The organism is Desulfuromonas thiophila, assembly GCF_900101955.1.
Classification (GTDB): Bacteria; Desulfobacterota; Desulfuromonadia; order Desulfuromonadales; family Desulfuromonadaceae; genus Pseudodesulfuromonas; species Pseudodesulfuromonas thiophila.
Genome location: NZ_FNAQ01000019.1, coordinates 25,716 through 44,155 on the forward strand (window position 1 = coordinate 25,716; position 18,440 = coordinate 44,155).

Genomic DNA, 18,440 nt, shown 5'->3' on the forward strand with positions numbered 1-18,440 from the left:
CAAAATTGTGCTTTCAGAGTTTTTCAGCCTGTCCGCTTGTGCGGATGGGCTTTTTTGTTGCCGGTCGCCTGGCGACAGGTCCGGCGCGGCTTGTGAACAAGGAGGTCTTCAATGGCGCAGACTGAAACCGTTCTTCTTGACCGGGAAGCCATCCGCCGGGTCATCACGCGGATCACGCATGAAATTCTGGAAAAAAACAAGGGCTGCCAGGGGCTGGTGCTCATGGGAATCCGCAGCGGTGGTGACCATCTGGCCAGCCTGATCCGGCAACGTATCGCCGATATCGAAGGGGCCGAGGTGCCTCAGGGCGCTATCGATGTGACCCTCTACCGCGACGATGTGGCGACGGGCCAGCCCCGGCCGGTGGGCAAGACCGATATCCCCTGTGCCCTGGATGGCCGTCATGTGATCCTGGTGGATGAGGTGATCTACACCGGCCGCACCATCCGCGCCGCCATGGACGCCCTGATGGATATTGGTCGCCCCGGCTCGGTGCAACTGGCGGTACTGATCGATCGCGGCCACCGCGAACTGCCGATCCGGCCGGACTATATCGGTCGCAATGTGCCGACCGCCCGTGATGAACAGATTCTGGTGAACTTCGATGCCGCGCAGCAGCCCATTGATGTGCGCCTTATCAAACCCTGACCTCCAACCTGTGGGAGAACGATCCATGGCCTTCGCACACAAACACATTCTCAGCACCCAGCCGCTGTCGCGGGAAGACATCGAGCTGATCCTGTCGACGGCGGAAAGCTTCAAGCAGGTAAACCAGCGCGACATCAAGAAGGTGCCGACCCTGCGCGGCAAGACCATCATCAACCTGTTCTATGAGAACAGTACCCGTACCCGTACCTCCTTCGAGATTGCCGGTAAGCGCATGTCGGCCGATACCATTAATATTTCGGCTTCAGGTTCATCGGTCACCAAGGGCGAAACCCTGGAGGACACGGCCAAGAACATCGAAGCGATGAACGCCGATATCATCGTCATCCGCCACGCGGCTTCAGGCGCGCCGGACTATCTGGCCAAACGTCTCAGCCATGCCAGTGTCATCAACGCCGGTGACGGAGCCCACGAGCATCCCAGCCAGGCTCTGCTTGACCTGATGACCATTCGCGAGCACAAGGGCCGGCTTGATGGCCTGACGGTGGCCATTATCGGTGACATCGCCCGCAGCCGTGTGGCCCGTTCCAATCTCTATGCCCTCAAAACCATGGGAGCCACCGTGCGCCTGGCCGGGCCGGCGACCCTGTTGCCGCTGGGCTTGGAGCAGTTGGGGGCCGAGGTTTATACCGACATCAACGAGGCCATCCGCGATGCCGACGTGATCATGATGCTGCGCATTCAGCTGGAACGTGAGGGCGGCAACAAGCTGATTCCGACGTTGCGCGAATACGCCCAGTTTTTCGCCCTCAACCCGCAAAACCTCAAGCTGGCCAAACCCGATGCCATTGTCATGCATCCGGGGCCGCTGAATCGCGGGGTGGAGATCTCCTCCTACGTTGCCGACGGCAACCAGAACGTGATTCTGCAGCAGGTGGAGAACGGCGTGGCCGTGCGCATGGCCCTGCTCTATCTGCTGGCCGGCGGATCGGAAGCGGCACAGTAATTCAAACCTTTTTAGAATGTATTTTCTTACGCCATAACGACGAGGTAAACGCCATGAAAACACTGATTCGCAACGGCCGGCTGATCGATCCATCGCAACAGCTTGACGGCCAGTTCGATCTGCTTATCGAACAGGGCCAGGTCAGCCAGGTTGCCAGCGGTATTGCCGCCGAAGGGGTGGACGAGGTGATTGACGCCAGCGGCCTGCTGGTGGTGCCGGGGCTGGTGGATCTGCATGTGCATCTGCGCGATCCGGGCTACGAGTACAAGGAGGATATTGTCAGCGGCACCCGTGCTGCCGCCGCCGGTGGCTTCACCTCGGTGGCCTGCATGCCCAACACCAGGCCGGTCAATGACTGCAAGGCCATCACCCGTTACATGATCCAGAAAGCCAAGGAGGAAGGTTTTGCCAATGTCTATCCTATTGGCACCATCAGCAAGGGTCAGAAAGGCGAGTCGCTGGTGGAGATGGGCGATCTGAAGAATGCCGGCTGCGTCGGCTTTTCCGACGATGGTCTCAATGTGCAGGATGGTGAGGTGCTACGCCACGCGATGGAATACGCCCGCGGCTTCGATATGCCCATCATCGCTCATTCCGAGGATGACGCGCTCAAGGCTGGTGGTGTGATGAACGAGGGGCGGGTGGCGACGGAGTTGGGGCTGGTTGGCAACCCCTGGGTGGCCGAAGCGGCCAGCGTTGCCCGCGATCTGCTGCTGGCCGAATTGACCGGGGCCCATCTGCACGTCTGTCACATCTCCACCCGCCGCAGTGTCGAACTGATCCGCGATGCCAAAAAACGCGGGGTGCGGGTGACCTGTGAGGTGACGCCGCATCATTTCACCCTGACCGAGGAGGCCGTGCGCGGTTACGATGTCAACGCCAAGGTTGGTCCGCCTTTGCGGACGGCGGATGATGTCGCGGCCATGAAGGAAGGCTTGAAGGATGGCACCATCGATGCCATTGCCACCGATCACGCGCCGCATCACATTGATGACAAGAACGTCGAGTTCAATGTCGCGGCCTATGGTCTGGTGGGGCTGGAAACGGCACTGCCGCTGGCCCTGCGGCTGGTGGAGGAGCAGGTGCTGAGTCTGTCGCAGCTGATTGATTGTCTCAGCTGCCGGCCGGCCCGCATCTTCCGGATTCCGCGTGGCAGCCTGCAGGTCGGCGCTGTTGCCGATGTCACCCTGATTGATCCGGATCTGGAGTGGACGGTTCGGGCGGCGCAACTGCAGTCGCGTGGCAAGAATACCCCGTTCGACGGCTGGCAGCTCAAGGGCGCGGCTGTCCTGACCCTGCTGGCGGGCTGTGCCAGCTATAAACGCAAGGTTTGACAGGGCAGGGGGGTGCGTCACGGTCGACGCATCCCCTGGCCTCCGTAACGCCTGTCTCAAAGGAGAATCCCCCGCATGAAAGCACTCCTGGCGCTGGCCGATGGCACTGTATTCGCTGGCAGCAGTATCGGCGCCGTTGGCGAAGCCACCGGTGAGGTGGTCTTCAATACCAGCATGACCGGTTATCAGGAAATCCTGACCGATCCGTCCTATCATGGTGAAATCGTTACCATGACCTACCCGCAAATCGGCAATACCGGCATCAACCTCGAAGATGTCGAATCAAGCCACCCCCATCTGGCCGGCTTTGTTGTCAAGGAATGCTGCCAGCAGCCGAGCAACTGGCGCAGCTGCCAGACGCTGGATGCCTATCTCAAGGAAAAGGGCATTGTTGGCATCGAAGGCATTGATACCCGTGCCTTGGTACGCCATATCCGCAGTCGCGGTGCCCAGACCGGCATCATCTCCAGCGTTGATCTCGACCCGGCGCGTCTGATCGAAAAGGCCCGCCAGGCCCCCGGTCTGATCGGTCGCGACCTGATCCGCGAAGTGACCACGGCGGCGCCGTACCGCTGGCGTGAAACTCCCTGGCTGCTGGAGTCGGGTTATGGGCAGCAGCAGGAACCGGCGCGGTTTCGCGTGGTGGCCTATGATTTCGGCATCAAGCGCAACATTTTACGGCTTTTGGCGGCGGCCGGCTGTGATCTGACGGTGGTGCCGGCCACCACCCGTGCCGCCGAGGTGCTGGCCCTGCGGCCTGACGGGGTGTTTCTCAGCAATGGGCCGGGCGACCCGGCTCCCCTGACCTATGCCCAGCAGGCCATTGCCGAGCTGCTGGGCAAGGTGCCGCTGTTTGGCATCTGTCTGGGCCACCAGCTGCTGGCCATCGCCCTCGGCGGCAGCACCTACAAGCTCAAGTTCGGTCATCGGGGCGGCAACCAGCCGGTGCGGCAACAAGACAGTGGCCGGGTCGAGATCACCTCGCAGAATCACGGTTTTGCCGTGGCGGCCGACAGCCTGCCCGAAGAGGTCCGCATCACCCACATCAATCTCAACGACAATACCGTTGAAGGGCTGGAACACCCCCGTCTGGCGGCTTTCTCGGTACAGTATCACCCCGAGGCGTCGCCGGGGCCGCATGATGCCCGCTACCTGTTTGGCCGCTTCACCGCGCTGATGGAAAACTTCAGAAATAATCTGAACCAAGGAAAGCTAAATGCCTAAAAGAACAGATATTAACAAGATTCTGATTATCGGCGCCGGCCCCATTGTTATCGGTCAGGCCTGCGAGTTTGACTATTCCGGCACCCAGGCCTGCAAAGCCCTCAAGGACGAAGGCTATCAGGTGGTACTGCTCAACTCCAATCCGGCCACCATCATGACCGACCCGGATTTTGCCGACCGCACCTACATCGAACCGGTTACGCCGGAGGTGCTGGCCAAAATCATCGAGAAGGAACGGCCGGATGCTGTTCTGCCGACCTTGGGCGGCCAGACGGCGCTCAACACGGCGGTGGCGCTGGCCAAGGACGGCACCCTTGACCGCTTCGGCGTCGAGCTGATCGGCGCCAAACTCGAAGCGATTGAGATGGCGGAAGATCGTACCCTGTTCAAGCAGGCCATGGCCCGTATTGGGGTGGCTGTTCCCCGTTCCGGACTGGCGCACAACTTCGATGAAGCCATGGCGGTGATCGAGGAGGTGGGTTTTCCGGCCATCATCCGGCCTTCCTTCACCCTTGGCGGCACCGGCGGCGGCATTGCCTACAACCGCGAAGAGTACGAGACCATGGCCGTGGCCGGTATCGATGCCTCGCCCACCAATGAAATTCTGGTGGAGGAATCGGTCATTGGCTGGAAGGAGTACGAACTGGAGGTGATGCGCGATCTGGCCGACAATGTCGTCATCATCTGTTCGATTGAAAACTTCGATGCCATGGGGGTGCATACCGGCGATTCCATCACCGTGGCGCCGGCCCAGACCCTGACCGACAAGGAATACCAGATTCTGCGCGATGCCTCCCTCAGGATTATCCGCGAAATCGGCGTCGAAACCGGCGGTTCCAATATCCAGTTCGGTATCAATCCGGCCGATGGCCGACTGGTGGTCATCGAGATGAATCCGCGGGTGTCACGCTCTTCGGCGCTGGCCTCCAAGGCAACCGGTTTCCCCATCGCCAAGATTGCCGCCAAACTGTCGGTGGGCTATACCCTTGACGAGATTCCCAACGATATCACCCGCGAAACCCTGGCGTCCTTCGAGCCGACCATTGACTATGTGGTTACCAAGGTGCCGCGTTTTACCTTTGAGAAGTTTCCCAGTACCGATCCGGTGCTGACCACCCAGATGAAGTCGGTTGGCGAGGCCATGGCCATTGGCCGCACCTTCAAGGAGAGTTTTCACAAGGCGTTGCGTTCGCTGGAAATCGGCTGCGATGGCTTCGATAGCAAGCTGTTTGCCAGCCCGCAGGAATACGGTCGCAGCCTGTCCGAGCGCGAACAGGAACTGCTGCGCGACAAGTTGCGCATCCCCAACGCTGATCGGGTCTGGTATCTGGGCGATGCCCTGCGCAGTGGTTTCGACCTGGAGGAGATTCACCAGCTCAGTGGCATTGATCCCTGGTTTCTGCACAATATCGGCCAGATTATCGCGCTGGAAACCGATCTGCAGCAGCAGGCCGAGGCTCTGCTGCAGGCGACGCCGGCCGGACTGGCGTTGCTGCGCCAGGCCAAGCAGTTTGGCTTCAGTGATCGACGGCTGGCCTGTCTGCTTGGCAGCAGCGAAGCGGCGGTCCGCCAGTTGCGTCACAGCTGGGATATCCGGCCGGTGTACAAGCGGGTGGATACCTGCGGTGCCGAATTCGAGGCGCACACGCCCTATCTGTATTCCTGTTACGACCAGGAATGCGAGGCGCAGCCGTCCGACCGGCGCAAGATCATGATTCTGGGGGGCGGCCCCAATCGCATCGGTCAGGGCATCGAGTTTGACTACTGCTGTGTGCACGGCGCCTTCGCTCTGAAAGAGGATGGTTTTGAAACCATCATGGTCAACTGCAACCCGGAAACCGTGTCGACCGATTACGACACCTCGGACCGGCTCTACTTTGAGCCGTTGACCCTGGAGGATGTGCTCGAAATCATTGCTGTCGAGCAGCCGGAAGGGGTTATTGTGCAGTTTGGCGGCCAAACACCGCTGAAACTGGCGGTAGCGCTGGAGCAGGCGGGAGTACCCATTATCGGCACCAGCCCCGATGCCATCGACCGGGCGGAGGATCGCGAGCGGTTCCAGGCGTTGTTGCACAAACTGGAGCTGAAGCAACCGGCCAATGGCCTGGCCCGATCCTTTGAGGAAGCCGAGACCGTGGCGGACCGGATCTGTTATCCGGTGGTGGTGCGGCCTTCCTATGTGCTCGGCGGTCGGGCCATGGAAATTGTTTACACGGTAGAGCAGTTGCGCAACTACATGCAGGTGGCGGTAAAGGCTTCGCCGGAGCATCCGATACTGATCGATAAATTTCTTGATAACGCCATCGAAATTGATGTCGATGCCCTCTGCGACGGCCAGGAAGTGGTCATCGGCGGCATCATGCAGCACATTGAAGAAGCCGGTATCCATTCGGGCGATTCGGCCTGTTCCTTGCCGCCCTATTCACTGTCTGAAGTCCTGGTGGAGGAGGTGCGCCGCCAGACCCGTGCTTTGGCGCTGGAACTGGGGGTGGTCGGTCTGATGAACATCCAGTTCGCCGTCAAGGACAACGCGGTGTATCTGATCGAGGTCAATCCCCGCGCCAGTCGGACCTCGCCGTTTGTTTCCAAGGCTACCGGCCGGCCGCTGGCAAAGATCGCCGCGCGCCTGATGGCAGGGAAAAGTCTGCGCCAATTGGGGATCAGCGGCGATCCGATGCCACAGCATGTGGCGGTGAAGGAATCTGTGTTCCCCTTCGCCAAATTTCCCGGTGTCGATACCCTGCTGGGGCCGGAGATGAAATCAACGGGCGAGGTCATGGGCATTGACATCGATTTCGGTCATGCCTTTGCCAAGGCCCAGATTGCCGCCGGGGTCAAGCTGCCGCGGGGTGGCAAGGTGTTCATCAGCGTCAAGGACAGCGACAAGGTTGAGGTGACGCCCATCGCCCGTCGTTTGCTAGAGGCCGGTTTCGGTCTGGTGGCAACCGGCGGTACCGCCGATTATCTGCGTCAGCAGGGTCTGGCGGTGGAGCGGGTCAACAAGGTCAAGGAAGGGCGGCCACACTGCGTCGACGCTCTGAAAAATGGCGAGATCACTCTGGTCTTCAATACCACCTTTGGTGCTGAGTCCATCGCGGATTCCTTTTCAATCCGTCGCACCACCCTGATGTATGGCATCGCCTACTACACCACGGTTGCCGGCATGGCAGCGGTAACCGACGGCATCATTGCGCTGGCGCGCGAAAGCCTTGACGTGCGGGCGCTGCAAGAGTATAGTTTCTGAGTCTGACTAAGATCCTTTTCATTCGCATTTTTGTTTCCGTTTTCCCGTTACGGGCAGGAATTTCCTGCCCGTAACTTTTATTTTCAAAGGCTTACAAGGAAATAGCACGCTATGTCTCAGTCTGTTCCCATGACCCCTGAAAGTTATCAGAAGCTGCAGGAAGAGCTCAAACACCTGGTCCGGGTCGCTCGTCCCAAGGTTGTTCAGGACATCGCGGAAGCCCGCTCGCATGGTGATCTGTCGGAAAATGCCGAATACGATGCCGCCAAGGATCGCCAGGGGCATATTGAAGGCCGCATCGCCGAGCTCAATGACAAGATCGCCCGCGCCCAGGTGATTGACCCCAAGACCATCAGTTCTGACAAGATTGTCTTTGGCGCCACCGTGACCCTGTTCGATGTCGACAATGAACAGGAAGTGGTCTACCAGATTGTTGGCGAGGACGAGGCCGATATCAAGGCCGGCAAGATTTCCGTGACCTCGCCTGTCGGCAAGGCGCTGATTGGCCACCGGCTGGACGATGAGGTCCGTATTCAGGTGCCTTCCGGCATCAAGGTCTACGAAGTGACCGATATTCAATACCGCTAGTTTCTGCCAGGACAGGATAAAATTCATGGCCCGAATCGATAAGATGACCAAAATGGCCGATATCCTGGCCATGCATCCGCAGATGGCCGCCGTGCTGGCGTCTTACGGCCTGCACTGTCAGGGCTGCGGTGGCGCGCGGCATGAAAGTCTGCGGCAGGGGGCTACCAACCATGGTCTGGATGTCGATGAGCTGATTGCGCGACTCAACGCCGTGCTGGATGCGTCGGACAGCTGAACCAGCGGCCGGCACGGTCAGATCTGCCAGCGCCGGTGTTCAGCGAGGCGGTGTGGCGGATTCGTTGCTCAACCTCAAGGGGGTTGGTCCCGCTCTGGTGGAAAAACTGGCCCGGCTGGAGGTGCATGGCATCGATGACCTGCTGTTTCTGCTGCCACTGCGCTACGAGGACCATCGCACCCTGTCTTCGATTGCCCGCCTGCAGGCCGGTGAGGAGCGGAGCCTGCAGGTGCGGGTGGTTCATTGCGGTGAGGTGAGTGGCGGCCGCGGGCGCAAACGCTTCGAGGCTCTGGTGCAGGATGCCAGCGGCCAGGCCCGGCTGGTCTGGTTTCACTATCGCTCCGCTTGGCTGCCAAAGCTTGTGCAGCCGGGTCGTGAACTGCTGGTACATGGCGTGACCCGACGGTTTGCCGGCCAGGTCGAGTTGCTGCATCCGCAGATCGAAGCCGCTGATCGCCCCTTTGTCCCCCATATCCTGCCCGTTTATCCGCTGACAGAAGGCATCTCCCAAACCCAGATGCGGCGGCTGTGCCAGCAGGCTGTTGCATTGCAGGCCGACCGACTGCAATCCCATCTGCCCGCCACCCTTCGCCAGACACGCCAGTTGTTGCCGCTGGCCAGCGCCATCCGCCAGTTGCACCAACCCGATCCCGCCAGCGATCTGGATGCTTTGCAGCATCAGTGTAGCCCGGCTCACCGCACCCTGATTTACGAGGAGTTTTTCTATCTGCAACTGGGCCTGGGATTGCGTCGCCGGGGCCAGTGCGCCCTGCCGGGCCGTGCCTTTCAGGTTTCCCATCGCTATACCCGAGCTCTGGTTGCGCTGTTGCCCTTCAAGATGACGACTGCCCAGCGGCGGGTGCTGGGGGAGATCAAGCGCGATCTGATGGCGCCGGCACCGATGCAGCGCCTGCTGCAGGGAGATGTTGGCAGCGGTAAAACCCTGGTCGCGTTGATGGCTGCGTTGGTAGTTATCGAAAATGCCTGTCAGGCGGCGGTGGTGGCACCCACAGAGATCCTTGCCGAGCAGCATTATCGCCAATTCGTCTTCTATCTGCAGCAGCTGGGTTTGCGCTGCGCCCTGCTGACCGGATCGACCCGGGCCAAGGAACGCCGCACGCTGTTGCAGCAGCTGCAAGACGGGCAGATCCACCTGCTGGTCGGCACCCATGCCCTGTTTCAGCCAGAGGTGCAGTTTGCCGATCTGGGTCTGGTTGTCATTGACGAACAGCACCGCTTTGGTGTGCAGCAGCGCAATCTGCTGCGCAAGAAGGGGCGTCAGCCGGATGTGCTGGTCATGACGGCGACACCGATACCGCGCACCCTGTCCATGACCCTCTATGGCGATCTGGCCCTTTCGGTTATTGATGAACTGCCGGCTGGCCGCCAGCCAATCCGAACCCGTATCGTCTTCGAAAATAAACGCGAACAGCTCTACAGTTTTATTGAGGAAAAACTGCGGCAGGGGCGACAGGTTTATTGCGTTTATCCGCTGGTGGAAGAAAGCCAGAAACTTGATCTGACCGCCGCGACCGACGCCTGCGAGCTGTTACAGCGCCGCTTCAGTCCCTTCCGGCTGGCCCTGCTGCATGGTCAGCTCCCCTCCGCCGATAAAGACCAGGTCATGTGCCGCTTTCAGGCTGGAGACATCGACTTGCTGGTAGCGACTACGGTGATCGAGGTTGGCATCGACGTCCCCAATGCCTCGTTGATGATGATCGAACACGCCGAGCGTTTCGGCCTGGCCCAGCTGCATCAGCTGCGCGGCCGGGTAGGGCGGGGGCAGCATCAAAGTTACTGTTTTCTGTTGCCGTCGCCCGGCTGCGGTGCCGAAGCGCGCCAGCGCCTGCAGGTTATCGAAACGCACAGCGATGGCTTCAGGATCGCCGAGGCGGATCTGCAGTTGCGTGGACCGGGTGAGTTTCTCGGTACCCGTCAAGCTGGCCTGGACCATCTGCGAGTGGCCAACCTGTTGCGCGATCAACCGTTGCTGGAGCTGGCGCGTCAGGATGCCTTCGATTTTCTGGCTGAACATGACATTCTACAGCCGCAATTTCTGCCTTTGCGCCAGCGATTGCAGCAGCTGTGGGGTCAGCGGCTGGAACTGGCCAATGTTGGCTGACGCATGAATTTATCTTAAAGTTGAGGAGGGCAGGGGGATGCAAGCATTTCAGGACGATTTCCGCACCCTGGCGCAGTTTGGTTTGCAGGCCGATGGTGGTGTCAGCCGACTGGCCTTCAGTAAAGCCGATCAGCAGGCGCGGTCTTGGCTGATTCAGCGGATGCACCAGCTGGGCCTTCAGGTTCAACTCGATGCGGCGGGCAATCTGCGGGGCCGCCTGGTGGGAGATCAGCCTCATTTGCCAGCCATAGCAACCGGTTCTCATCTCGACAGTGTGCCCAATGGCGGCCATTACGATGGTGTCATTGGCGTTTTGGCAGGTTTGGAAGTGGTGCGCCGTTTGCGTCGGAACGGCCAGCACCTGGCGCGCCCTGTCGAAGTGATTAATTTCGCGGCCGAAGAATCGAGCCGTTTCGGCATTGCCACCCTTGGCAGCAAGGCCATCACTGGCAAGTTGACCGCCAGCGAGTTGGAACAGATTCACGATGAGCAAGGCAACAGCTATGCCAGCCTTTTGCGCCAGGCTGGTGGTCAGCCGGAACAACTGCAGCACCAGCGACTCAACCGGCGTCAGTTGGCCGCCTTTATCGAACTGCATATTGAGCAGGGACCGGTGCTGGAGCAGCAGGGTTGCGCCCTTGGCCTGGTGAGCGCCATAGCCGCCGCCAGCCGTTTTCGTGTTCGGCTGACAGGTCGCAATGACCATTCCGGTACGACACCAATGCCGCTGCGGCGCGACGCCCTTGCCGCCGCCGCTGAAATGGTGCTGGCAGTCGAACAGCTGGCGCGAGATATCCAGGCTGAAACCGTTGCAACGGTTGGCCGACTGAGCTGTTCTCCCGGTGTCATGAATGTGGTGCCAGGCAGCGCCGATTTCTGTATCGACCTGCGTGACAGTGATGCCTCCCGTAAAGAACGACTGACCGGGCAATTGCAAAGCCAATTGCAAGCCATTGCCCGCCGCCGTGAAATTGCTCTTCATATCGATCTGCTCAGCAACGAACAGCCGGTAGTGCTTGATTCACAGCTGCGCCAACGGATTGCTGCCATTGCCCGGCGCCATGGTCAGGAAACCCTCAGCCTTGTCAGTGGTGCCGGCCACGACGCCATGCAACTGGCCGATGTGGTGCCGACCGCCTTGCTGTTTGTTCCCAGTTGTCACGGCATCAGTCATAACAGCACCGAGCAGACAGCTCTGGCAGATATTGCCCAGGGCGTCGATTTACTGTACGCCAGTGTTGTTGAACTGGCCCAGGATACCGGTACGATCTGAAACGGACCAGATTGCATAAGCAGTATGGATAATATCAGCCATGCTCTACGAGTTGACATAATATCTATTATGCGACATTGATTTCTTGTCGCTCTCTGGCGGGGTCACTTCATGATCCCGCATCTTCACTTTCTTGAGGACGATCTGACCGTCACCCCGGCGGATGATGGCCGGGTTCAAATCTCTGTTGTTCTCCCGTCTGATTCCATTCTCGAATACATCCACCTGCTGGACGCTCTGACCGGTTTTTTCCGCCTGGCACAACGTCACGGCAAACTTGTCAGTTCCCTGCACAATGCCGCCAAGGATGAGTTGCGCAAACGCTGTGAAGAAAACCGCCAGCGTTATTTTCAGCGCATCGTCAAGGCGTTTGACCTCTACAGCGCCAAAGGACTGGATCGCAACGCTGCTATCAAGCAAATCTCGGTTGATCTCTACGCCGAGAAGCATCCGTGGGCCTCTGTTGATCTGGTTCGTCCCGCCCTGATTGAAGCCGGCCGTCCTGGTCGCATCGGTCGTCCCCGGAGGAATCCGTGATTCCCGCAGCGCAACGCCCTTCCGCGCCGTTTGTAGGAAGCGAGCGCGGGAACGGGCGTGGAGACGCTGCGGCGCCCAAGGGTGCGTCTTGTAACACGCACCCGCTAAATACACAGACCCCTACCGACAAAGGGAGTATTCCAGAGAATAATCAAATAGTTATCGATTGGCTTGAATTTACCCTGCCGGATGATTTCCGCATCCGTGAACGGTTCCGTTCACTGGAGCATTACCTCAAGACCCCCGGTGCTTCCTTCCGTGACGCTCCCCGTGGCATGCACGGCTATAAAAAGCAGATCATCTACGGCAAGGCCCGAATCCTGATGGATGGCTCGGAGGGTATGGGCGTACATGTCATTTTGTCGGGTGAAGCCCTGCGGGAGATGAAAAACAACCCCTTGGACGTGCTGCATTGGGTGCTGCATCATGGCGGCAAGGTGGGCCGAATCGATCTTGCCCTTGATAACGTCACTGGCGAACTGACCCTTGCACGGATAAACCGCGCCGTCCGTTCTGGTGCCGTCACCTGTCGGGCAAAAACCTATCGGAGAATGGAAAGCGGCCTGATTTCCACCGGTCACGTCACCGGCGAGACGCTCTATTTCGGCTCGGCCAAGAGTGACACGCAGTATCGCATCTATGACAAGGCCGCCGAGCAGGGCCTCCAAGGGCATTGGGTACGCTGTGAAGGCCAATACCGCCACGAAAACGCGCAACGAGTCGCCCAGCTGATACACGATGCCCGTTTTGATGTCGGTTCCGTCTATTGTGGCCTTCTGTGCGGCTATTTGAACGTTCTGAGCCCTTCACGCACCGACACCAACAAGAGCCGATGGAAAACGGCCCAGTGGTGGCTTGACCTGCTCGCAGGCGCTGAAAAACTCAAGCTCGCTGTGCCGAAGAAGCCCCCTACCCTTGAACGCTCAAGACGCTGGCTGAAAAAGCAGGTTGCTCCGACAATCGCAATGATTCTGGATGGTTTCGGGTCTGATGCCATGATGGAAATTTACCTTCACGGCAAGGCAAGAATGACCCCAGAGCAAAGGCAGCTATGCGCCATCCCGTTTTGATGGCTTGCGCACCGCACCCATACAACGGCAACAACAGGGGGCCAATGTGATAACTGACAAGATCGATTACATTGCTTTTCAGACTGATGCAGTCCTGATTGAAACGCTTGATTGGCTCCGTCGTGTCAGCCGTGATGATTCGACCGACAACATAGATTCGGGACTTGCAGCGGTACGCTTGGCAATCGCCGCAGAGCTCGAAGCGCGCGCCGGCCGTCCATAGGCAAAGCGAGCGCGAGCGAGTAGCAGGGCAAACCAAAGCAGGGGGCGAGCCGCCAACAGGCGAGCACGTCGCCACCTGCGCAGGTTGGCCTTTGCCCTGCGTTTTGCCTGTGGACGGGCCAATGCCCTTGACCTTGGTTTGTTCACCTTCAACAACTACGCTTCCGCGATGCTCGTTCACTGCCTCTGCCTACTGACCGACGGCCTCCGCCGGGCGAGTTCTGCGGGTTTCGAGGGCTTCGGCCGTGGCCGAAACCTCGAAGCCCGTGAGGGTCGGCGGGTATCGGCTGACGCTCCAGAGTAACCGTTGCCCTCCCCCAAACAAGGCAAAATAAAGATTGACAACTTAATGCAAAGTGATATTACTTTACTTAGTATAGGCGAAAGGATGCAGCTATGGCACACGCAAAGAAAAAACAGATTGCTCTATACGTCACTGATGAACAGCACGAAAAAATCAGCAAATATGCGGACAAAATAGGAATTTCTAAGCAAAAACTTTTGGAAAATATTCTTAGCAATGGCCTTGATGACTTAGCGATTCTCGAAAAATCGGGAATTCTGGCAATCGGAGTGGGAATTCGAGACCTTGCATACAAGATCAGGCACAAGGAAATTGACCCTGCTTCAATAGCAGATAAGGGCGAGCAGTTGACTAAATAACCCCTTTGGTATTACCATCGAAACATTAGAAACGAACGCCTTTTTCATATCATATATGGTAACTGCAATTACCACATAGTGTGCGAGAAGGTGACTGAACATTAAAAAGAAAAAGCCTCCAAGAGCTGCAACTCCTGAAGGCTTCGAACAGTGAAACACCAGAGCGCCAACTCCGATGTTTCGGTAAAAAAGGTGAGGCCTTTTTATGCGTCTGATTGTATTACCATATTCAGCGGCCGTCAACACTCGCCCGCCTGCCGCAGATCCACCTTTCAATATACACATTAACATCTATCTATTATGCGACATTGATTTCTTGTCGCTCTCTGGCGGGGTCACTTCATGATCCCGCATCTTCACTTTCTTGAGGACGATCTGACCGTCACCCCGGCGGATGATGGCCGGGTTCAAATCTCTGTTGTTCTCCCGTCTGATTCCATTCTCGAATACATCCACCTGCTGGACGCTCTGACCGGTTTTTTCCGCCTGGCACAACGTCACGGCAAACTTGTCAGTTCCCTGCACAATGCCGCCAAGGATGAGTTGCGCAAACGCTGTGAAGAAAACCGCCAGCGTTATTTTCAGCGCATCGTCAAGGCGTTTGACCTCTACAGCGCCAAAGGACTGAATCGCAACGCTGCCCCGAAGGTGATCCCGAGACTCCGTTCAACCTCTCGGACTCCCAGACCTTCTTCAACAACCATGCGAACGGCTTCGCGTTTGAAATCTGGATCGTAACGCCGATTGCTCATAAACACACCTCCTGTTCCCGTTAGGGTAATTGGTGTGTCCGTTAAAGTGAAGATAGCTCAGAAAGCGATGTAAGTAGCTGACAATACACAGAAAAACAAAATCCATCCAACAACCGGACGCGGTTAGTAGACGGGTTTGTCTTTTCTAAATGGTGGAGGTGGCGGGAATCGAACCCGCGTCCTATGGTATTTTGTGCAGTAAAATCAAATACTTGGAAAAAGGCTGCACGTGAGTTGCACGGACAGCGGCAGATCAACAAATAAAGTGTTTCGCGGAGTCCCCTGCGGCGTTTATGGGAATCGATAAACAAAAATCCCGCCGTCCTCCAGCGGGGTTTGGTTGCTGAATTGAGAAAGACAAAAAAAGACAAAGAGAGAAGGTAACCGGGCGGGCAGGAAGGTGGGCAAGAGTTTTCCAAGGGGCTGGGTGTCAGTCGCCAACATGTCTACAATTTGATTGACCAGGAACCGGGAGATGGAGGAATCAGCGCCTACCGCTTTGGCCAGCTGAAAGCGCTACGCATACCACGGCAAGAGCTGGAGCGATGGGTGCATGGTGGATGCTGGGGCATAACGCCTTAAACAGGAGGGAAAAAAGAGGTATCGGCCCTAAGAAAATGCGCCGTTAGCTTCGCCAAAATAAAAAAATAACCAGCATCACTCAAAGAGCAAATCCTAATGATTTTACCGGATTCCATTGCAGAGTGGAGCCAGCTAGCTTTGACACAACCAACCATATCTAAATCAGCTACATATTCATCATCCAGATCAGCGATATGGCCAACATAAATTTTATTTGTAATTTGATTCCGTTTTAACGAGGTCGAATCGCTAAAGTGATTACCCACAACTGAAAAAGGAAACAGTGGGGCGAAGCTATAATGTTGATTTCGAACTACACCATTATCTATAGACATATCGCATGTATGTTCAAGCATGATTACTGGAACTGGCACACGAGTTGCCCTGATTTTTTCACCATCGAAAAAGAAGGATGGCCAACTGCTTACTATGTCTCCCTGAGTGATAACTGATCTTGTGGCTGAAGAAAAAAGCCACTTATAATCAAGTCTATCACTAGCCAAAAAAGAGCGGAATTTGGATCTAAGCTCAGGTCTAGCTACAGGAAATGATTCCTCAAAAAGGTCTTTAAAAAAAGTTAGATCTTCCATTTCTTCTTATTAGACAAAAAAATCATCGATAAAATTACTATATGATTTTGCTTCATCATCAGTAAATCTACGGCTATCTTCTGACAATATAAGAGCCAATTCCCTAAGTGATGTTTTATCTTCAATATAGTCGAAAGTCTCTCCAAGAGTCGAAAGTCCACCAAAAAATGGTGTAGAAAGATGCTCATAAACCAAGGAAGAACTAGAACTATCTCCACCATCAATATGATCATTTGATGGTGGAGATAGTGAAGCAAGCGCTATAGCTGCTGATACAATGATAGTTTTATTATTTATCACCACTTATCCCTCCAAGTATTTTTCCTTTTACCTTTTCTATCTCAGATTTTATTGTATTTATAAAATCTTCGAGATCAGAAATACTACAACTTTTATCGCCTTTATTATATCCATACTTATCATTTAATTCAATAGAGAACTCTAAGCCGAACTCATCAAGTGTTAGATCACAAAGTCTAGGGTTTTGTGAAATTATCGGCTTAGAAGAACTATATTTTCTATAATTATTTAAGTTCGTATTTAAGAACAACTTGTCCCTAACAACCCTTGCTAGGCTTAGCCTCAGGTCATACAACCCACCTTCACACATTAAGCCTGATAGTAATTTTCTCTCTAACTTCTCTGCTAAAACTTTTTCATCGTCATCAAGACTAGGCAATCGAAAGTTGATAGAACAACCCAGTCCAACCTGGCTAACGGCGACAACGCTTAAAAAACGATCAAAAAGATTAGATTTTTTAATCATATAATCAAAGCATTTATTAAAATCCTTATTGAATGATGAATCATAGTTCGTTGTGAGCTCTGACCTTATCTGGGATATGCTTAAATTAGAATATCCATGCTTAGACCTGAAGATTCCACGAGGTATCTCTGCTGGTGCCTCATCTGGAATAGGCAATATTTCCGGCGCGAGGAACGCGCCCTCAAACTTTTCTTCCAAGGTAAACAATGACTTCCTAACCATGACATGGCGCTCATAAATCAAAAAAATCTTACTGCTTACAAATTGGGGATCTGAAAACTTCATTATTGGTCCTGTGTGAATAGTCTCGCGAAGTGCATTTTCCCTGGCAGCAGGGTATCGCTCAGGCATAAACGGTATTCAGTATACGATGCGACTTTCTTCAGAGGGTATCACCTAGTGGCAAAACAAGCAATCAGACGCCTAAATATATCTTGAAATCAGCTCTCAATAGCTCGTAAGAGCTGGAACGGCTGCGGACCTGCCGTACCGCGTGGGTAGCGGACCCGCATGCCGGGTGGTGTGGTAGCCGGGGGTTTTTAACCCCCGGCTACCCGATTAGGCGAATTTTCACTGTTGCTTCAGATCTGCCTTTAATCTTTCCCATTCTCTCTTGAGAATGCCTTGACATGTGGAAATGAACTCCGAATTCACTCCGTATTTTTCTACCATATTTCCATTTGCTGCATGAAGAAATGCATATAAACACTGTTGGATCTTTCCGTAATCAGGATCATTAGGATTCATAAGTAGTTCTATTTTTGTCCCCAAGCGATAAAAATCTCTCTCTTGGCTTGGATCGGCGTTTGGAAGAACTCCGTAGCTTTGAAACTCAGACATGGAATCTCTTAGCTGATTAATCCAATTTTGACGAAATTCTGCCACTTTGATTTTTGCCTGGAAATCGAGCTTTTCTCTCTCAGTCTTAAGCGCTCGGCGTGTCGAATACCATGAGGACAAAAACGCAACAGCAGCACTAACTAGCGGGATGATTATTGAAACCACCAGTAGCTGATGGGAATCAATCCAGCATGAGATCTCGTTTACTGTCATTGTGGAAAATTCCTTACTATTACTCGCCTAACGCCTCAATCAGCCGCGCGGTTTTATGCGTCCGCCTGAATCGTTTTGTGTACGCCCGGCATGGGCGTGATCTTATGGGGTGCAAGTCCCCTGTACGGGAATCCGGTCCCCACCTATAGGCGGGGAATCAAGTACTAGTATCGATCTGGACAACGCCTTGTCTCAATAGGCCTACCGGCCTTTTTTAATAGTACAGTTTTAGCGATTTCTTCAGGCTCGTCAGCAGAATCTGTGGAGATATTCAGGTTCCGGCAACTTGCCAAGTTCATGATATAAGGCGATTTGCAGGCATTTCAGGGTTTTAAAACCGAAGGCTTTTCTCATGGTGAGTTTCGCCTTGAGGTTCATACCCTCCACCGCGCCACTGGAAAGCCGCCCTTTGGCCTTGAACCAGTTGAGGATCAGCGGCTTGTGGCTGCGCAGCATCCGGGCTACTTTCTTCATCGGCTCCAAGTCGGTTTGAAGTGCCCGGGTCACCCAGTTGTCGAGGAACTTTCCCGCGAAGTCGGGGCGTTGATAGTCCCAGAACCGCTGGAAATCCTC

At 55.6% G+C, this 18,440-nt stretch carries 18 protein-coding genes and 1 pseudogene; 13 read left to right on the forward strand and 6 right to left on the reverse strand.

Annotated features, from left to right (window positions below):
- Window positions 1-111: 111 nt before the first annotated feature.
- The 12 genes from pyrR (at window position 112) to BLR80_RS11380 (ending at window position 14,124) form a co-directional block, all read left to right on the forward strand.
- Window positions 112-648, forward strand: coding sequence for a bifunctional pyr operon transcriptional regulator/uracil phosphoribosyltransferase PyrR (gene pyrR, locus BLR80_RS11325; protein WP_092080207.1), 537 nt, complete (start codon window positions 112-114; stop codon window positions 646-648).
- Between the two features lie 25 nt (window positions 649-673).
- The gene (locus BLR80_RS11330; protein ID WP_092080210.1) at window positions 674-1,612 is read left to right on the forward strand and encodes an aspartate carbamoyltransferase catalytic subunit; all 939 of its coding nucleotides are present in this window, start codon (window positions 674-676) and stop codon (window positions 1,610-1,612) included.
- A 53-nt stretch (window positions 1,613-1,665) separates the two neighbouring features.
- Entirely contained in the window at window positions 1,666-2,946 is a 1,281-nt protein-coding gene (locus BLR80_RS11335) for a dihydroorotase (RefSeq protein ID WP_092080213.1), read from the forward strand.
- Window positions 2,947-3,021: 75 nt separating this feature from the next.
- Complete coding sequence (gene carA / locus BLR80_RS11340) at window positions 3,022-4,170, forward strand: glutamine-hydrolyzing carbamoyl-phosphate synthase small subunit (RefSeq protein WP_092080216.1); 1,149 nt, start codon at window positions 3,022-3,024, stop codon at window positions 4,168-4,170.
- The gene (carB, locus tag BLR80_RS11345) at window positions 4,163-7,414 is read left to right on the forward strand and encodes a carbamoyl-phosphate synthase large subunit (protein ID WP_092080219.1); all 3,252 of its coding nucleotides are present in this window, start codon (window positions 4,163-4,165) and stop codon (window positions 7,412-7,414) included. Before carA ends, carB begins: the two co-directional genes overlap by 8 nt.
- 111 nt (window positions 7,415-7,525) lie before the next feature.
- Window positions 7,526-8,002, forward strand: a complete 477-nt coding sequence (gene greA, locus BLR80_RS11350; protein ID WP_092080222.1) for a transcription elongation factor GreA — start codon at window positions 7,526-7,528, stop codon at window positions 8,000-8,002.
- Window positions 8,003-8,027: 25 nt separating this feature from the next.
- On the forward strand, window positions 8,028-8,237 hold the full coding sequence (locus tag BLR80_RS11355; protein WP_092080225.1) for a DUF1858 domain-containing protein: 210 nt from the start codon (window positions 8,028-8,030) through the stop codon (window positions 8,235-8,237).
- A 52-nt stretch (window positions 8,238-8,289) separates the two neighbouring features.
- Window positions 8,290-10,359 carry an ATP-dependent DNA helicase RecG gene (gene recG / locus BLR80_RS11360; RefSeq protein ID WP_245691505.1) on the forward strand — a complete coding sequence of 690 codons (2,070 nt, stop codon included), beginning with the start codon at window positions 8,290-8,292 and terminating at the stop codon, window positions 10,357-10,359.
- A gap of 37 nt (window positions 10,360-10,396) precedes the next feature.
- Window positions 10,397-11,632, forward strand: a complete 1,236-nt coding sequence (locus BLR80_RS11365) for a Zn-dependent hydrolase (protein ID WP_092080231.1) — start codon at window positions 10,397-10,399, stop codon at window positions 11,630-11,632.
- A gap of 111 nt (window positions 11,633-11,743) precedes the next feature.
- Entirely contained in the window at window positions 11,744-12,169 is a 426-nt protein-coding gene (locus tag BLR80_RS11370; protein ID WP_092080234.1) for a hypothetical protein, read from the forward strand.
- Window positions 12,166-13,239 (forward strand): replication initiation factor domain-containing protein, encoded by a 1,074-nt coding sequence (locus tag BLR80_RS11375; RefSeq protein ID WP_092080237.1) that lies wholly within the window; start codon window positions 12,166-12,168, stop codon window positions 13,237-13,239. Before BLR80_RS11370 ends, BLR80_RS11375 begins: the two co-directional genes overlap by 4 nt.
- Before the next feature lie 618 nt (window positions 13,240-13,857).
- Window positions 13,858-14,124, forward strand: a complete 267-nt coding sequence (locus tag BLR80_RS11380; protein ID WP_092080240.1) for a hypothetical protein — start codon at window positions 13,858-13,860, stop codon at window positions 14,122-14,124.
- 608 nt (window positions 14,125-14,732) lie between these two features.
- On the opposite strand, the gene BLR80_RS13465 is transcribed toward BLR80_RS11380, so the two are convergent.
- Window positions 14,733-14,876 carry a transposase gene (locus BLR80_RS13465; protein ID WP_143012152.1) on the reverse strand — a complete coding sequence of 48 codons (144 nt, stop codon included), beginning with the start codon at window positions 14,874-14,876 and terminating at the stop codon, window positions 14,733-14,735.
- A 420-nt stretch (window positions 14,877-15,296) separates the two neighbouring features.
- Here BLR80_RS13465 and BLR80_RS13470 point away from each other — a divergent pair.
- Window positions 15,297-15,458, forward strand: a pseudogene (locus tag BLR80_RS13470) (helix-turn-helix domain-containing protein); the annotation flags it as partial.
- Here BLR80_RS13470 and BLR80_RS12790 read toward each other — a convergent pair.
- The 5 genes from BLR80_RS12790 to BLR80_RS11405 form a co-directional block, all read right to left on the reverse strand.
- Window positions 15,455-16,048, reverse strand: coding sequence for a hypothetical protein (locus BLR80_RS12790; protein WP_143012153.1), 594 nt, complete (start codon window positions 16,046-16,048; stop codon window positions 15,455-15,457). The pseudogene BLR80_RS13470 and the gene BLR80_RS12790 sit on opposite strands and share 4 nt — an antisense overlap.
- A 9-nt stretch (window positions 16,049-16,057) precedes the next feature.
- Window positions 16,058-16,348 carry a hypothetical protein gene (locus tag BLR80_RS11395; RefSeq protein WP_143012154.1) on the reverse strand — a complete coding sequence of 97 codons (291 nt, stop codon included), beginning with the start codon at window positions 16,346-16,348 and terminating at the stop codon, window positions 16,058-16,060.
- Complete coding sequence (locus BLR80_RS12795; RefSeq protein WP_143012155.1) at window positions 16,338-17,165, reverse strand: hypothetical protein; 828 nt, start codon at window positions 17,163-17,165, stop codon at window positions 16,338-16,340. The genes BLR80_RS11395 and BLR80_RS12795 overlap by 11 nt, the downstream gene beginning before the upstream one ends.
- 219 nt (window positions 17,166-17,384) lie before the next feature.
- Window positions 17,385-17,867, reverse strand: a complete 483-nt coding sequence (locus tag BLR80_RS11400) for a hypothetical protein (RefSeq protein ID WP_092080251.1) — start codon at window positions 17,865-17,867, stop codon at window positions 17,385-17,387.
- Between the two features lie 249 nt (window positions 17,868-18,116).
- Window positions 18,117-18,440: transposase (locus BLR80_RS11405; protein WP_143012156.1), on the reverse strand; the 324-nt coding region annotated here is incomplete at its 5' end.

What these genes read in the sequence shown, in the direction of transcription:
- pyrR (WP_092080207.1), top strand. Translation starts at nt 112, where the DNA reads ATGGCGCAGACTGAAACCGTTCTTCTTGACCGGGAAGCCATCCGCCGG.
- BLR80_RS11330 (WP_092080210.1), top strand. Translation starts at nt 674, where the DNA reads ATGGCCTTCGCACACAAACACATTCTCAGCACCCAGCCGCTGTCGCGG.
- BLR80_RS11335 (WP_092080213.1), top strand. Translation starts at nt 1,666, where the DNA reads ATGAAAACACTGATTCGCAACGGCCGGCTGATCGATCCATCGCAACAG.
- carA (WP_092080216.1), top strand. Translation starts at nt 3,022, where the DNA reads ATGAAAGCACTCCTGGCGCTGGCCGATGGCACTGTATTCGCTGGCAGC.
- carB (WP_092080219.1), top strand. Translation starts at nt 4,163, where the DNA reads ATGCCTAAAAGAACAGATATTAACAAGATTCTGATTATCGGCGCCGGC.
- greA (WP_092080222.1), top strand. Translation starts at nt 7,526, where the DNA reads ATGTCTCAGTCTGTTCCCATGACCCCTGAAAGTTATCAGAAGCTGCAG.
- BLR80_RS11355 (WP_092080225.1), top strand. Translation starts at nt 8,028, where the DNA reads ATGGCCCGAATCGATAAGATGACCAAAATGGCCGATATCCTGGCCATG.
- BLR80_RS11365 (WP_092080231.1), top strand. Translation starts at nt 10,397, where the DNA reads ATGCAAGCATTTCAGGACGATTTCCGCACCCTGGCGCAGTTTGGTTTG.
- BLR80_RS11370 (WP_092080234.1), top strand. Translation starts at nt 11,744, where the DNA reads ATGATCCCGCATCTTCACTTTCTTGAGGACGATCTGACCGTCACCCCG.
- BLR80_RS11380 (WP_092080240.1), top strand. Translation starts at nt 13,858, where the DNA reads ATGGCACACGCAAAGAAAAAACAGATTGCTCTATACGTCACTGATGAA.
- BLR80_RS13465 (WP_143012152.1), bottom strand. Translation starts at nt 14,876, where the DNA reads ATGAGCAATCGGCGTTACGATCCAGATTTCAAACGCGAAGCCGTTCGC.
- BLR80_RS12790 (WP_143012153.1), bottom strand. Translation starts at nt 16,048, where the DNA reads ATGGAAGATCTAACTTTTTTTAAAGACCTTTTTGAGGAATCATTTCCT.
- BLR80_RS12795 (WP_143012155.1), bottom strand. Translation starts at nt 17,165, where the DNA reads ATGCCTGAGCGATACCCTGCTGCCAGGGAAAATGCACTTCGCGAGACT.
- BLR80_RS11400 (WP_092080251.1), bottom strand. Translation starts at nt 17,867, where the DNA reads ATGACAGTAAACGAGATCTCATGCTGGATTGATTCCCATCAGCTACTG.